The sequence below is a fragment of the Streptomyces sp. CB03234 genome (assembly GCF_001905885.1).
Lineage (GTDB): Bacteria > Actinomycetota > Actinomycetes > Streptomycetales > Streptomycetaceae > Streptomyces.
The window spans coordinates 561715-575723 of sequence record NZ_LIYH01000005.1 but is presented as its reverse complement, the minus strand read 5'-3'; the positions used below and the strand labels follow the sequence as shown (position 1 = coordinate 575723).

Below are 14009 nucleotides of genomic sequence, written 5' to 3'. Positions count from 1 at the left end.
GTTATGACCGCATCGACCTTCCCGTCGGCACACCGCTCCCCATACCCGCCTCCACAGAACTCGTCGACCCTCTGAACACCTGCGGCGAGATGGAGGTGGCCTTCGCGGGGAAGCTCGGAGACACCCTGCTCGCCCTGTCAGCCGTCCGTGGGGCTTCACCGCACGGGTCAGCTGCACATGAGGCTGCGGGCCTTGGGCGACGGTCGCGCTGGTTCACATGCCGGGGGCCGGCCAGGAGTCCGCATCGGCCGCTGCCGGTCGATCGGTGCACAGCTCACGCCGGCATTGCAGGGAGTGGGGGCGTGCGCGCCCCAGGCAGGCGGAGTGCGGCGGTGTCCCGCGGCGTCAGCAGGTCGCGCCCGGCTTCACCGGCTTGAGGTCGATGAGGTAACTGTCCACGGCGGTATCCACGCAGCTACCGCCGCGCCCGTACGCAGTGTGTCCGAGTCCCTCGAACGTCAACAGCATGCCCTGGGGTAGCTGCCGGGCCAGGCTCTCGGCCTCGTGATAGGGCGTGGAGGGGTCGCCGGTGGTGCCTACCACGAGGACCGGCGGAAGACCATCGGCACTGACCCGGTGCGGGCCGGGCCCGCGATGCGGCCAGCCCTTGCAGCCGAGCGCGGCGACCACGCTCTCGGACCCGTAGTCGCCCTCGGCGCGGTGTGCCTGGTCGAGGGCTTGCCAATACTTCTGGGAGTCCCTCGGGTGGGGAATGTCGACGCAGTCGACCGCTGTGATGGCCACGTCGGAGTTGTCCGGGTGGCTTTTCTCCCCCTGTTCCTCCTCGTCATCGCTGCCGGTGTCCTCGTCCTCTGAGGCGTCTTCCTCTCCCGCGGCGATGCCGGCGAGCCGCGTTCCGTCACCGCCGGCCGCGTCGCTCAGGCCGTGGGACAGCGGCTTCCACTGCTCTTCGGGGGTGTACATCGACGTGACGATGGCGCTGTGCAGGGTCGCCGCGTCCAGGCCCCCGTCGCTGTCGTCGACCGGCAGCGGCTCCTTGGCGGTCTGCTCGTAGAGACCGTCAAGGAGCTCGCGGATGCCTTCAGGGGTGTCGGCGGGGCAGGCGTCTCCTACCACGTCGGCGCAGTGCTCGGCGTAGTCGTCGACCGCCTTGCGGAATCCGGCGGCCTGGCTGAGGGCCCGCTCGGACCAGTCCAGCGAGGGGTCGACTGCCCCGTCCAGCACCATCGCGCGTACCCTCCAGGGGAACAGCTCGCCATAGGTGGTGCCCAGAGACGTGCCGTAGGACCAGCCGAGATAGCTCAGCTTGTCCTCGCCGAGCGCGGCGCGCAGCACGTCCATGTCGCGTGCGGCGTCAGCTGTTCCGACGTGCGGCAGGATCGAGCCGCTGTACCTCTTGCAGGCCGCGACCGCGCTCTCGGCGTCGGCCAGGGCGGCCCGGCGCTGCTCAGCCGTCGCGGGGTGGAGCGGCTGCGGTGAGACGTCACCGGCCTGCGTATCAGCCCCTCCCTCTTCGTCAGGGCCGCAGTCGACGGCGGGCTTGCTGCCGGCCACGCCGCGCGGGTCGAACCCGACGATGTCGAAGCGGGCCCGTATTTGCTCACTGAACGACTCTGCTCCGCCGTCCTTGAGCAGGGCGACCCCGGATTCTCCGGGGCCGCCTGGGTTGAAGACCAGCGATCCGATGCGGCGGGCCGTGTCAGTCGCGGTGGCCCTTACCAGGGGGAGGGTGAAGGTCTTGCCGTTGCCGGCCGCCGAGTAGTCCATGGGGACCTTCAGCGTGGCGCACTCCTCCTCGCCGCAGGGCTTCCACTGCGGCTTCTGGTGGTAGAAGACGCGCAGATCAGCGCGGGCAGCCGGATCGGCGGCGGCATCGGGGGCGCCCTGAGTACAGCCGCTCAGCGAACCGGCGGCGAGGGTCGCCGCCACGGCCAGGACGACGGCACGGCGGTGCCGCTTGCCATGAGTGAACAAGGGAGGTGCTCCGAGGTCAGAGTGAGCATCGCTGCGGCGTGTCAGCGTCGAGGACACGGTACGAGCAGAATCCCAGACCCACATCGTTCTCAGGTAGAGGCCGCCTTTCCCCTTTTCGTCCGGAGGCATGACAACCAATGCGCCGCCGAAAAGCTCACCCGGCCTTTCGCCACTGAGCCGATCCGCCCCGCCCTCGCCGCCCACTGGCCTGCGGCCGAACCTGTGGTGCCAAGCCCCGATGACCGGGACCGGAGGGCAGTGGATGACAGGCCGGGGGCAGCCCCAAGAAAGCCAGCGTGGTGCGAGGGCCATCATCCCTCGACCGCGCGTCTTGTACCGCGCACACCACGAGCGGCGGATGCAGGCCGCCCAGGACCGGTTCGCCATCCGTGTGAATCACGGGGCCGTCGCCGCCCGGAGCGCGTGGTGGCTCGCCGAGGCCCCGCCGAGCCGATAGGTCTTCGCCATGGCCTTTTGACCAATGTTTTCGACCGGCCAGGCCGGTATGCGTATGAGGTGACCCGGGGGCTTGTCGAGGCATTCGGCGCGGAGCTGTCCCACTGGCCCCAGGGCTTGGAGGACACGGCGGAGTTGCTGTTCGGCCTGTCTCGGAACCTCCCCCACCAGTCCTTCCGGCGTGTCTTGGAGTCCGTCGGTCCCATGGGCAGTGCGGCCTGTCTGACGAGCCAGGAGGAGCAGTTCGCGCACTCGGTTCTCGCGAAGGCAGCGTCCGGTCTGGAGCAGGATCTCTGGATGAAGCTGTACGGCTGTGCCCTGGTTGTCGACGAGCGGCGTAACGAAGTGGCGTCATCGCACCTTGGGTTCGAGCAGTTCGAGGGCCTGCTCCCATCGGAACTTGTCACGCCCGCCGCCCGCCTTGGGCTGGTGGGGTTCGTACTCCCCGATCAGGACGCCCATCTCGCGTAGCCGGTCCAGGCTCTGCCGGTACGCGGGGTGGGCGGCCTGGGCTGCGTTCAGGTAGGGCAGGACGGCGGTCGGGATGCCGAAGCCGTACGCCTCGCACAGAATGCCCAGCGCGAGGGTGTCGGAGATCCCGGCGGCCCACTTGTTGATGGTGTTGAAGGTGGCCGGGGCCACGGCGATCGCGTTGGCAGGCGGCAGTGGCCGAGGGTCGTCGGGTGAGCGCCACGCCGAGCGGATCGGGTACCCGGTCTGGGCCTGGACGGCGGCCACGTCGATGAAGCCGAGGCCCTGGGGGGTGGCGACCACGCCGACATCCCAGTGCCGCTCCTGCGCTGCGGTGATCAGCTTCGCCACGTCATCGGCGATACCGGCCGCGCAGACGACGACGTACAGGAAGGGCTTCTTCGGCTGATCACTCACGCGGGGACCCCCAGTTGGCGACTGAAGTGGTGCAGCTCTGGAAGCGTACGACGGCGGTCGCGGGCGGCCATGTCGGCGACCAATTCGCGGACGGCCGGGCGACGGATGTCCTGGGCAGCGCAGCTCTCGGCGATGCGCAGCGCCTGGTAACCGTCGGCGAGCCGGCCCTGCTGGCTGTAGGCGCGCGCGGTCTCCACCCACAGTGCCGCGCGCCGCTCGGGCACTGGGATGTGCCGGCGCATGAGAGGGCGGGCGGCCTGGAGGGCGATTCCCGCGTCTCCGAAGGCGACGGCGGCGCTCACCTCGTGGAGCGCCACGTTGGTGAGGCTGAAGTTCGCCCAGGCGTCCGGACGGTCCAGGGCCACGAAGCGCGCGACCTCCTTCGCCTCCGCCAGGAACTCCTGGCTCGCCGTCCTGTTGCCCCCGCTGCTGGCAGCGGTGACGCCACGCAGCAACAGAAGCCCGAGCGCCGCGAGGTATCGCGGTGATCGTTGGTCGTAGGCCCCGGTGAGCTGGTCGGCGGTGTGCCGGACGAGCGTGATTGCCTGGCCGGTGTGCTTCTCGCGGGCCAGAACGTGCGCGTGGACTCGGACGCTGGAGGCGAGGACGACCGGGTCGCCGGAGCGTTCGGCCTCGGCCATGGCTCGGCCCACGGCGAGCCAGGCGTTGCCATGGTCGCCCTGCTTGAGCAGCAGGCTCACCGAGGTCTGGTACGCGGTGGCCAAGAGCCCCGACAGGTCGGCCGATCCAGGAGAAGCGCCGACGGCCTCCCGTAGATCGCCGATGAGACCGGGCAATGTGCGCACAAGCTCCGCGTAGTCGCAGGTGCAGAAAAGCCGACGCACCGTGGTGACACGACCACGCAGTCCGGCCGGGTCCATGCTCTGGCCGGTGGGATCAGGGGTGGGGCCAGGGAGAAGTGCCTGGACGAGCGCGTGCTGGGCGGTGGCAGGTGTCGCCGGGGTCGCCATTGCGGCTATACCCGCAGCGAGGAAGGTACGGCGGTGCATGTCCTCAGTCTCGGGATCGGTCGGGCGGGCCTCCGAGCCAGCTGCGAGGCCCAGGGTCTGCAGCGGAATGTCGAGGACCCTTGCGATCTCTCGGAGTACACGGACGTCCCCAGTCCCTCGGCCGGCCTCCAGGCGGCTGACCTTCGACTGGTGGTAGCCAAGCGCATCGGCAACCTGCGCCTGGGAGCGCCTCTGTAAGACACGCGCCTGGCGGATCACCTCACCGATCCGTCTCGCTTCGCTCTGCGCGTCGGCCATCTGTGCCACGGCTCCTCCCGCCGTCGCCGATCCTGCCTGCTCAACCGAGCGTAATGGCATCGCACTTGGCCGTGATGCGGGACGTGCATAAGCGATGCAGGCGCAGCACATAGCGTCGCAGACGGTCTTCCGGAACCGGTTCCTTGGAGTGGCCGCTCCCGACCAGGAGGCCGCTCATGGAAGCGCACCAACTGAGCCTTTCCGTATCCGGAACCCCTTTGGCTGCCGCTGAAGCACGACGGCAGATCGCAGGTGAGATACGGAGCTGGGACACGGACATCGACTCCGATGCGCTGCACAGCGCGGAGTTGGTGACCGGAGAACTGATCGCCAACGCGGTGCAGCACGCGGGCCACGGCCCCGTCTCAGTGACTGCCCAGCTCAACGGCACGGCTCTGCGGATCGAGGTGTGCGACTCCAGCGGTGAGCTGCCCTCTCCAGGACTACCGGGCATGCACGACGAGTGCGGACGAGGACTGTTCATCGTCGCTGCTCTGGCCGACCGCTTCGGTGTCGAACCGACCCCGTCAGGCAAATGCAGCTGGGCCGAAATCTCGGCCGCCGGCAGACCTGCTCATCTTCCCCTGACGCCTCAAAGGAGTTGATCGTGACCATCATCCAGGCCCGCGCTCGTGCCGATGCCGCCGAGGTGATCGCGGTCCGACCTGGGCGCCCGCTCTCCGGCGCGGTGAAGGTCGACGGATCGAAGAACGCGGCGCTGCCCCTTCTCGCCGCCGCTGCCGCGCTGCACCGCACCGTGCACCTGAGCAACGTCCCGGCGAGTACGGACGTCCAGACCATGCTGGCACTGCTGCACCAGGCGGGTTGGCATGTGGCCAGCCCCGTCGACGTGCCGGACTCCGTCGTGGTCCTGCCGGCCGGTAGCGCCGGCCGGACTATCCCTGACCTCCCTGATGCCGCCCGCATCCGGGCGTCGTACTACCTCGTGCCCGCATTGCTGGGCGCGTACGGCCTGGCTCGCCTTCCCTGGCCGGGCGGATGCCAAATCGGTAATCGCGGAATGGACCAGCACTTCCGGGTCTACGGGGCCTTCGGCGACCGCGTGACGGTCGATGACGGCGGATACCTGGTCGAGAAGGTCAAGCCGCGACCCGGCACGGTGTCACACGTGCTGCCGTTCCGCTCCCGCGGGGCGACGATCGCCGCCGTGTTGCGGGCCGTCGTCGCCGGACAGCCGTTACGCCTCGGGCAGCCGAATCTCTCACCCGAGGTCATCAGCGTCCTGGAGGCGCTTCGATCCGCGGGTTGGGAGAGCCGGGCGAGCGACCGGGTCCTCACCATGGAACCGCCTGCCACTGCAGCGGACGAAGCAGTGGTGTGGGGGGTGCCGGGCGACAAGATCGAGGCTGGGACGCTGGCGTGCGCTATGGCCACGACCGGCGGCACCGGCCGTATCGAAGGCGTACGTGGCAAGGACGTCGCTCCTCTGGTCTCCGCCCTTCGGTGGCTGGGCATCCCCGTGCGTACCGAAACCGACGCTCTCACTGTCCACGCCCAGGAAGCACGGCCGACCGGCCACCCCCTACGCGCCGTCGCCTCGCTCTCGCCCGGTGGCTTGGACGCTGACTTCGAGCCGCCGCTCATGGCCTTGGCCCTCGGCCTGCCCGGCACCCATCTCTTCGCCGACGCGATCAACACGGGTCGGCACGGCAACCTGCTCCCGCATCTCGCCCGGCTCGGAGCGGTCATCGAGGAAATCTCCCTCACACAATGCCGCCTGACCGGCCCGCAGCGGCTCACAGGAGCCGGCGTGGAAGCGACCGATATCCGGACCGGATCCGCCCTGCTGATCGCCGGCCTCACCGCGCGCGGCGTCACCACCCTCGGCGGCCTGAAGCAGCTCCGCCGTGGCCACGCCGACCTCCCGGGAAAGCTGCGAGCGCTGGGCGCGGACATCTGTGAGGTAACGACATGACCTCCCGTGTCCTGAACAGGATCGTCGCCACCACCGACGTCCACTCCTCCTTTGCCGCTGCGGACCCGATGCTGTCCCACCTGCACGCCGCTCGGCGGGACTCCCTCATCGTCGACTGCGGCGACTTCTTCGAAGGGACTGGGTACTACCGACTCGGTCGGGGCGAGATCGAGCGGGCAATCCTCACCGGCCTGTACGACGCGATCGCACCGGGCAACCACGGCTGGTCCCACCACTTCGAACCCGCGTTGCACCGTCTGACCGTGTGCGCCAACGCCGTCGACGCATCCTCCGGTCGCCGGCTCTTCCGCTCGCTGCACATCGCCGTCATCGGCGGCCAGCGGATTGGCGTGACCGCCGTGATCGGCCAACAGGCTTTCAGCGCTATCCCCATCGGGCAACGCGCCTCACACCGAACCACCGACCCGGTTGCTGCCCTGCGGGAAGTGATGCTGGCCCATCACGACGAGGTCGACACCTGGGTCCTGCTCAGCCACTCCGGCTTCAGCGAAGACCTCACCCTGGCCGCTGCCTGCCCGTTCCTGGACGTGATCTTCTCCGGCCACTGCCACAGCCCTCAGTACGGGCCTGTCCACGTCGGCGACACCACGGTCCTCAAGGGGCCGGAACTCGGTGCGGGCTACGCACTTGCGCGACGCGAAGGAAGCGCGTGGTCCTGCCACAGCGCGTCCTTCCCTCTCACAGCCCTCAGCGACTTCCCCGCCACTCTCACTCCCGCACGAGACAAGATCACAGAAGCTCATCGGAGGCTGTCCTCCCGTCTCGGCACCGTCGCCGCGCCCTATCGCAACCGGCTCGCCGATCGACGCGAACTCCTGACGGACCTTGCCGTTCGCCTGCGCGGCGGTCTAGGCGCGGACGCCATCGTCTTGAACGAAACCGCCCTCCGCCCTGCTCCACTCGGCGAGCACCTCTCTCTCGGAGATCTCGTCGCCATCGAGCCGTTCGGCAACCAGCTCGTTCACGCACACGTGCCGGCCGCCCACCAAGATGCTCCTGAATCGCTCCTCGCGTACCTCGCCGAGCGGGCCGGCCCCCTGGTCGCCGCACCGGGTCCGCTGCCCCGTCACCTCACCACCGTGCTGACCACCGACTACCTGGCCAACAGCTACCTGGGCGGCCGCACCCACCAAGCGGGCCTCCGCCTCGGTCAAGCCCTCCAGCACCTCCTCACCGAAGGAGACGAGCGATGATCCTCACCGGCCCCGAGATCAGCGCGGCCGCACACGACGGCCGCCTGCGCATCACTCCGTTCGACCGCGCGCAGGTGAACCCCAACAGCTACAACGTCCGCCTCGGCCACACCCTGCTGACGTACAGCACACCCGTGATCGACGCTCACCGCCCCAACCCCACCCGCGAAACCACGATCGACGACACCGGCTTCGTACTCCAGCCTGGCGAGCTCTACCTCGGCCACACCCTCGAAGAGGTCGGCTCCGACACCTTCGTCCCCCTCCTCTTCGGCCGCTCCTCCGTCGGCCGACTCGGCCTCTTCGTCGAGATCACCGCCCCGATCGGCGACATCGGCTTCCACGGCCAGTGGACCCTCATGCTCTCCCCGATCCGACCGCTGCGCGTGTACGCGGGAATGAAGATCGGCCAGATCATGTTCTTCGTCGCTATCGGCCCCGTCGACCTGTACGCGGGCAAGTACCAGGCCGCCGCCGGCCCCCAACCCTCCGCGTTCTGGCGTGACACCACCCCGCTGCGGTCGGTGGCATCGTGATCCTCACCGGCCACGCCATCGCAGCTGCCCATGCTGCGGGCGAGATCACCATCGACCCCTACGACCCCGCCTGCGTGTCTCCGAACGCCTACGACTGGCGGCTCGGCGACACCCTCCGCGTATGTGACGGCGACCTCGACGCCGCGGCCCCCACCGCCTTCACCGAACTCCGTCTCCCCTGCAGCGGTCTGGTCCTGGAGCCGGGGGTGCTCTATCTCGGGGTCACGTACGAGAAGACCGGCTCGGAGACGTACGCACAGTTCCTCAACGGCGACCGCACGATCGGGGCTCTCGGCATCTGGGTCCATGTCTCCGCCCCGCTCGGCCACCAGGGCCACGCCATCCGTTGGACGCTGGAGATCCGCGCCGCCCGTCCCGTACGCGTCTATCCGCGCATGACCTTGGGGAAGCTGGTGTTCCTCCAGCCCTTCGGTGCCGCCGCCAGCTACCAGCAGCACGGCCTCAAGTACATGGCCAGCCAGGGCATCGAGACCTCCCGCCTGTACGAGGAGATCGTCGGAGGCTGTGCGTGAACCCCGTGGTGGCAACCGTCCTCGACCTGCCGTTCGGCAGCCCCGGCGGAAGCGTCGAGCTCTTCCAAGACCTCTACGTCGGCCCAGAGCCCCTCATCCCGTCCCGCGCCTTCATGCTGAAGCCGACAGGACCACACCACCGACCACCCATCGGGCTGGAGCTGCTGCCCGGCGCCGGTAAGTGCCTCGACGGGCCGGGGTTCCGTCGCTATGTCGCCATGCTGCGCGACGCCTTGACCAGTGCCTTGCGTCCCTCCGAGATCGACCTTCTCCACCTCCAGCACCTGGCCTTCGGTGGCACGCCGGCCCTCCTCCGGGCTCTTCCCCGACACCCCCGCATCGCCCTGGTGCACGGCACCGACCTGCTCTTCGCCGAGACGCACCGAGACCAGCACCAGGTTCTCGGCGAGGCCGCGCGAGCAGCCGACGCCATCGTCGTCCCCACAGGTGCCATGGCCGACCGTCTGCTCCGCCTCGCGCCCAAGACCGATCACCGCAAGATCGAGCAGATCCCATGGGGTATCCCCGACCACCTGCTGACCGATCCGCCGCCACGGCGGGCCTACAGGCCGACCGGCCACCTGCGGCTGCTCTACGCAGGACGCCTCACCGCCGAGAAGGGAGTCGAATCCCTGCTCCAGGCCCTGCCGCTCATACAAGCCGCCGAGCTCAGCATCGCCGCACCCCGCGCCCAGGTCCACGCCCTTGCTCCACTGCTCCGCCGCCAAGGCATACACGTCCGCTACCTCGGCTGGCTCGGCCGTCCACATCTGTGGAAAGCCTTTGCCGGCCATGATGTCCTCGTCATGCCGTCCACCACGATCGAGGCCATGGGCCTGGTCGCGCTCGAAGCCCAGGCGTGCGGCCTACCGGTTCTGTACCAGCCCGTGCCCGGCCTGACCGAGGCCCTCGCCGCCTCCGGCGTAGCTACCGACTTCACCGACCCAGCCACCCTCGCCCGCGACCTCGACCGGCTCCGCACCACTCCTGGCCTGTTCGCCGCCCTCCAAGCAGCCGGCAGGAGCAACGCAGCCCGGTACCCGCTCACCGCTACCGCGTCGGCTCTGACCGACCTCGGCAAACAGCTCATCTGACGTCCCCGTGGCGCAACCCGGCCAGCCGCGGTCGCGTCACTACGCTGCCGACGGGACGTCGCACGCCACAAAGATCGGGAGACCATGAGGCTCAACACCGACCGCATCGAGAAGCTCCTCCAGGACGGCGTGCGCGACACGGTCTACCCCGGCGCGGTCTGGGCCGTCGGCGATGCCGACGGCACCTATGCCAGCGGAGCGGTGGGCCTTCTCGACCCCACACGGCCGGACGAACCCATGCGACCCGACACCGTCTTCGACGTCGCCAGCCTCACCAAGATCCTCGCCGTCTGGTCCTCCATCGGCACCCTCGTGGAGGACGGCAAGCTCCCGCTCGACGCCCCACTCGGCAGCTTCTGGAGGGAGGTCGAGGGCTACCCCCTCGCTGACGTCACCGCACACCACCTGCTCACCCACACGGCCGGCGTCCCCTTGCGCGCCAGCCTGAAGGCTCTCTACGGCACCGACTCCCAGGACATCCGCGACGGCGTCCTCCACGAAGCCCTCCACCGCCCGCCCGGCGAAGCCGTCGAGTACACCGATCGCGCCGCGCTCATCCTCGGCTACCTCGTCGAGCACCTCTTCGACCAGCCCCTCGACAAGGTCGCCGCCAGCCGCGTCTGGGAACCGCTCGGCATGACCGAAACCCGCTTCGGCCCCCTGCCACCCAGGGTGAAGGCACGGTGTGCACCGACCGAACTCGACGAGGTGACCGGTGAGCATCTCAAGGGCATCCCTCATGATTTCTCCGCCCGCCTCCTGGGAGGGGTGTGTGGCATTGCCGGGGCCTTCTCGGTGCTGGACGACGTGGTCCGGTTCCTGCGCTATCTGCTCGCCCCTGCCACTGCGGCAGAGAAACCGGGATTTGGTACGGGCTGGGTCGAGGAATCCCTGCAGATCCACACGGGTGGGCTTGCTCCGCCGCGCGGTTTGTTCTGGCACCCGGCTCCCGGCTGCTCACCGATGGACGACGTCTGGGTGCACTACGGCTTCACCGGCACAGGCATGTGGGTGTCCCCCAAGCAGAGCCGTTGGGCTGTCCTCCTGGCCAACAAGCTGTACTACACCCGCGAGCGCGAACCTCTCACCGCGCTCCGGAACAGCTATCGCACATTGGCCTTCTTGCCCGGCTAGGCCGAAGTCCATGTCTCCGGTCCCCCACCCCTCCACTCGCACACCTCACGGTCGTCCAAGCAGACGTCGTCAGGCTCTGCGCCGGCCGCTTGGAGGAGCTTCGCGATGTCGCTGAGCCGGAACGCCCAGCCGAGGACGCGGCCGCCGTAGGTCACCATCCGTACACCCGCGATGGCGGGTGGATAAATGATCAGGCGCGGAGCAGCCATACCTCAATTGTGGGACGGTCCGGGCTAAGAGTGCCCAGGCAGTCCCACAGACGGCGGCCCTGTCAAAACTTGATCTTCGACGGGGTACAGGGCTGGCGCTCGACCTCCACCTACGCCGGGACGAGGTCACCCAGTACGCCGAGCAGGGCCGATCCGGCAGCCGACCCTGCTCGGGCCATCTGCCGGAGATCGTCGCTGTTCAGGTAACGGTAGCTCTGCGGGGGATGGAAGGCACCCATGGCCCGAAGGGCATTCAGCGGCACCGGCTCGTCGAAGGCCACAGGATCTTCGAGCGTGACGCCGCTGGCCTGGGTGGCGCCGCTCATGTATTCGTCGTACTCGCGTCGGCTGATCCCGGTGTGCACGCGGTGTGCCGTCCATACCTGCCTGGGGGAGCCGACGTGGACCGCGGCGATGCGTGCCTTGCCCACCAGGGCCATGGTGGGTGCTGTCGCATACAGCAGGACTGTCGTCCCTGGCGGTGCGGCGACGCGCTGGCGCCTCACCTCCACCGTCTTGCTTCCCGCGAGGATCGCTGTCGCGAAACGGGGATGGACAGACAGCAGCATCGCGCGGTCCAGATCGTTCACGTCCTTCGGTGCCCCTCTTCGTAGACCGCCTGGAACAGCTCGTTGCTGATCTTCGACAGCGACATCAGGGACAACCGTAGTCCCAGGCTTCCGGCCAGTGCGTTCAAACGCCGCAGCGTCACCGGCTTCGGGAAGATCTCGGTGTCCGAGAACCTCAGGGCCATGGCTCGGCCGGATGAGTCGGCGGCTGCGCGAACCTCATCCCGACCATATACGCCCAGGTGTTCGAATTGCGAGAAGAGCACATCGGGTATGTCGATCAGCACGTCGTCCAACCGGGAGCAGGCGACGACCTGTTGGCCCTCTTGGTTGCCTGTTCCTTTGCTGACGTACCAGAGCAGCCGGGCGGGAACGCTCTCGTTGCGGTGCCCGGACGAACGGTAGTAGACGTGCTCCCTGCTGATCCCGAGCACGTCGCTGCGCGGCAGCAGCATGGCAGGCACGTTGAACAGCTCCGTGGACCAACGGGGCTCGATCGGCACCAGGAAGGAAGGCATCAGGGAATCGATGACCTTCGCCGGCCACCAGGCGCGCTCCACCACGCTCGCCACCTCTGCCGGCAGTTCGGCGTGCAGTTCGGCGACTTCCACGCCCAGCTGAGGAGCCAATCCCCCGGCGGCCGCCGCGACTTCGTCTGCGGTTCCGCAGACGTCCACGAGCAGTGCTACGAGTCCACCGTCCCCCTCGAAGAAGCCATCGTCTCCCGAGGCCGCCTTCGCCACCGGAGAGGGAGCAGTGTCGGTGATACGGATGATCTGCGCTCCGCACTCCCTGCCGAGCCGCTTCAAGGAGAACAGCAACTGCCGTGCCAGCGTCTCCTCAAGCGGGTGGGCAGCGGTACGCAGCACGGGCACCGTCAGCGTCCGGCCATCGAGGGCCCATACGTAGAGAGCGATGGGACGCCCTTGCCCATCACGCAGTAGCTCGCGATGCCAGACAACCGCATCTGTGCCCAAGGACTTGAGTCTCTCGGCGAACTCGGAGCCGCTGTCGCTTCCCGACTGGTCGAAGAACGCGACCAGCTCCTCTTCCGCCCCTGGTGCTACTTCTCCCGCCCTGAACTCCGTGCCCAGAAGGTCCGCCGGGCGATACACCTGCGCCTGCCGCAACTCGTCCACATGCAGGGTCACAACGCTCGGCGAGACGACTCGGACACGGGCGACTTCCCACGCCACGTTCGCCAAGCGGGTCAGCAGCGGATCCCGAGTGGCCAGGACCTGAAGGCCGGCACACGAGGTCTCCGCCACGTACTGCAGGCCCCGTCGCAGCGCCTCATCGTCGGGCAGTTGCGGCAGCGCCTTGCGCACAGCGTGCAGCAGTTCGCCGTGGCGCGCCGCCACCGCGTCTGCGTCCGGCGTGATCTGGCGCAGCCCGTGCAGAGCAGCACGTTGGTGCTGGCGCTCGCCCGTGTCAGGGATATCCCGTACATCCCGGTGCAGTTGGGGTGTGAAGGCCAGCTCGACGAGATCAGCCAGCCATCCCGCCTCAAGGGCCTGGGACTCGCGCACATCCCTGGTGTGCTCGGTTCCCCGCAGATCCATGAACACGCCGTGGTCGACGGTCACCACCAGCAGGGCGTCGCTCTCCACCCCGGTGAACAGGTCCGGATGCCCCAGATCAAGCCACCAGCCGTCCAGCATCTCGCCGTCACGACCCCGTCCGCGCACTTCGCCGCGGGGTACGAAGCCGAGGCTCGTCCACATGCCGCTCAGGCCGTAGTCGCGTCGGCACTTGGCCTTGATCCCCAGCCGCTGCGGGTACCGCTTCTTGATCGCATCCACCAGCATGCGGGCGACACCCTTGCCGCGATGCTCTTCCGCCACGCACAGATGCGCCAGACCGATATGCGGGCTCCGCTTCGGCAGACGAAACAGCGCGTAACCGATCAACTCGTCGCCCTCAAGAGCTACGAGAAGCCCTCCGTCCCCTGCCATCTTGCGGTACGCGGGCGGCGTCATCAGGCCCAGCGTCTTGGTGTAGCGGTCCCCTAACGCCACCGCCGCGTCGATCAACTCATCCTGCGCCTCAGTTACGGGCAGCACCTTGATCCCCATCGACTCCCCTCCCCGGAATACCGGCCACCGGCCGGCCGAGCCTCTGGTGTCAGTACATACAGGCAAACGTGACCCAAACCAAGACCGCGATCAGTACCCGCGGCGGGCCAGCCGGACTCCGTGCCGACGGTTGCTCGGGCGTCTCTTGCCGCCAGGGCTGGT

General features: G+C 68.5%; 13 protein-coding genes. 7 read left to right on the top strand and 6 right to left on the bottom strand.

Going from position 1 to position 14009, the window contains the following annotated elements; all coding sequences use genetic code 11:
- Window positions 1-345: 345 nt before the first annotated feature.
- The 3 genes from AMK26_RS23995 to AMK26_RS23985 form a co-directional block, all read right to left on the bottom strand.
- Window positions 346-1935 carry an alpha/beta hydrolase gene (locus AMK26_RS23995; protein ID WP_241838038.1) on the bottom strand — a complete coding sequence of 530 codons (1590 nt, stop codon included), beginning with the start codon at window positions 1933-1935 and terminating at the stop codon, window positions 346-348.
- Between the two features lie 807 nt (window positions 1936-2742).
- Complete coding sequence (locus AMK26_RS23990) at window positions 2743-3279, bottom strand: flavoprotein (protein ID WP_073756774.1); 537 nt, start codon at window positions 3277-3279, stop codon at window positions 2743-2745.
- Window positions 3276-4547 carry a helix-turn-helix domain-containing protein gene (locus AMK26_RS23985; RefSeq protein ID WP_079277776.1) on the bottom strand — a complete coding sequence of 424 codons (1272 nt, stop codon included), beginning with the start codon at window positions 4545-4547 and terminating at the stop codon, window positions 3276-3278. The genes AMK26_RS23990 and AMK26_RS23985 overlap by 4 nt, the downstream gene beginning before the upstream one ends.
- Window positions 4548-4723: 176 nt before the next feature.
- Here AMK26_RS23985 and AMK26_RS23980 point away from each other — a divergent pair, with 176 nt between their 5' ends.
- The 7 genes from AMK26_RS23980 to AMK26_RS23950 all read left to right on the top strand — a co-directional run bounded on the left by AMK26_RS23980 (window position 4724) and on the right by AMK26_RS23950 (window position 10994).
- The gene (locus AMK26_RS23980) at window positions 4724-5152 is read left to right on the top strand and encodes an ATP-binding protein (RefSeq protein ID WP_073756773.1); all 429 of its coding nucleotides are present in this window, start codon (window positions 4724-4726) and stop codon (window positions 5150-5152) included.
- A gap of 44 nt (window positions 5153-5196) precedes the next feature.
- Window positions 5197-6483 carry a UDP-N-acetylglucosamine 1-carboxyvinyltransferase gene (locus tag AMK26_RS23975; protein ID WP_073757088.1) on the top strand — a complete coding sequence of 429 codons (1287 nt, stop codon included), beginning with the start codon at window positions 5197-5199 and terminating at the stop codon, window positions 6481-6483.
- Window positions 6480-7697, top strand: a complete 1218-nt coding sequence (locus AMK26_RS23970) for a metallophosphoesterase (RefSeq protein ID WP_073756772.1) — start codon at window positions 6480-6482, stop codon at window positions 7695-7697. Before AMK26_RS23975 ends, AMK26_RS23970 begins: the two co-directional genes overlap by 4 nt.
- Window positions 7694-8233: a dCTP deaminase gene (gene dcd, locus AMK26_RS23965; protein WP_073756771.1), complete on the top strand. Its 540-nt coding sequence runs from the start codon at window positions 7694-7696 to the stop codon at window positions 8231-8233. Before AMK26_RS23970 ends, dcd begins: the two co-directional genes overlap by 4 nt.
- Window positions 8230-8766, top strand: coding sequence for a dCTP deaminase (locus AMK26_RS23960; protein WP_073756770.1), 537 nt, complete (start codon window positions 8230-8232; stop codon window positions 8764-8766). The genes dcd and AMK26_RS23960 overlap by 4 nt, the downstream gene beginning before the upstream one ends.
- Complete coding sequence (locus AMK26_RS23955; protein WP_073756769.1) at window positions 8763-9860, top strand: glycosyltransferase family 4 protein; 1098 nt, start codon at window positions 8763-8765, stop codon at window positions 9858-9860. The genes AMK26_RS23960 and AMK26_RS23955 overlap by 4 nt, the downstream gene beginning before the upstream one ends.
- Window positions 9861-9944: 84 nt before the next feature.
- Window positions 9945-10994 carry a serine hydrolase domain-containing protein gene (locus AMK26_RS23950; RefSeq protein WP_073756768.1) on the top strand — a complete coding sequence of 350 codons (1050 nt, stop codon included), beginning with the start codon at window positions 9945-9947 and terminating at the stop codon, window positions 10992-10994.
- On the opposite strand, the gene AMK26_RS23945 is transcribed toward AMK26_RS23950, so the two are convergent.
- The 3 genes from AMK26_RS23945 to AMK26_RS23935 all read right to left on the bottom strand — a co-directional run bounded on the left by AMK26_RS23945 (window position 10991) and on the right by AMK26_RS23935 (window position 13847).
- Entirely contained in the window at window positions 10991-11203 is a 213-nt protein-coding gene (locus tag AMK26_RS23945; RefSeq protein WP_073756767.1) for a hypothetical protein, read from the bottom strand. The genes AMK26_RS23950 and AMK26_RS23945 overlap by 4 nt on opposite strands.
- 110 nt (window positions 11204-11313) lie before the next feature.
- Window positions 11314-11793 (bottom strand): ASCH domain-containing protein, encoded by a 480-nt coding sequence (locus tag AMK26_RS23940; protein WP_241838037.1) that lies wholly within the window; start codon window positions 11791-11793, stop codon window positions 11314-11316.
- On the bottom strand, window positions 11790-13847 hold the full coding sequence (locus tag AMK26_RS23935) for a GNAT family N-acetyltransferase (RefSeq protein WP_079277775.1): 2058 nt from the start codon (window positions 13845-13847) through the stop codon (window positions 11790-11792). The genes AMK26_RS23940 and AMK26_RS23935 overlap by 4 nt, the downstream gene beginning before the upstream one ends.
- Window positions 13848-14009 lie beyond the last annotated feature (162 nt).

Coding starts and splice junctions, on each gene's coding strand:
- AMK26_RS23980 (WP_073756773.1), top strand. CDS start 4,724: ATGGAAGCGCACCAACTGAGCCTTTCCGTATCCGGAACCCCTTTGGCT.
- AMK26_RS23935 (WP_079277775.1), bottom strand. CDS start 13,847: ATGGGGATCAAGGTGCTGCCCGTAACTGAGGCGCAGGATGAGTTGATC.
- dcd (WP_073756771.1), top strand. CDS start 7,694: ATGATCCTCACCGGCCCCGAGATCAGCGCGGCCGCACACGACGGCCGC.
- AMK26_RS23950 (WP_073756768.1), top strand. CDS start 9,945: ATGAGGCTCAACACCGACCGCATCGAGAAGCTCCTCCAGGACGGCGTG.
- AMK26_RS23945 (WP_073756767.1), bottom strand. CDS start 11,203: ATGGCTGCTCCGCGCCTGATCATTTATCCACCCGCCATCGCGGGTGTA.
- AMK26_RS23970 (WP_073756772.1), top strand. CDS start 6,480: ATGACCTCCCGTGTCCTGAACAGGATCGTCGCCACCACCGACGTCCAC.
- AMK26_RS23985 (WP_079277776.1), bottom strand. CDS start 4,547: ATGGCCGACGCGCAGAGCGAAGCGAGACGGATCGGTGAGGTGATCCGC.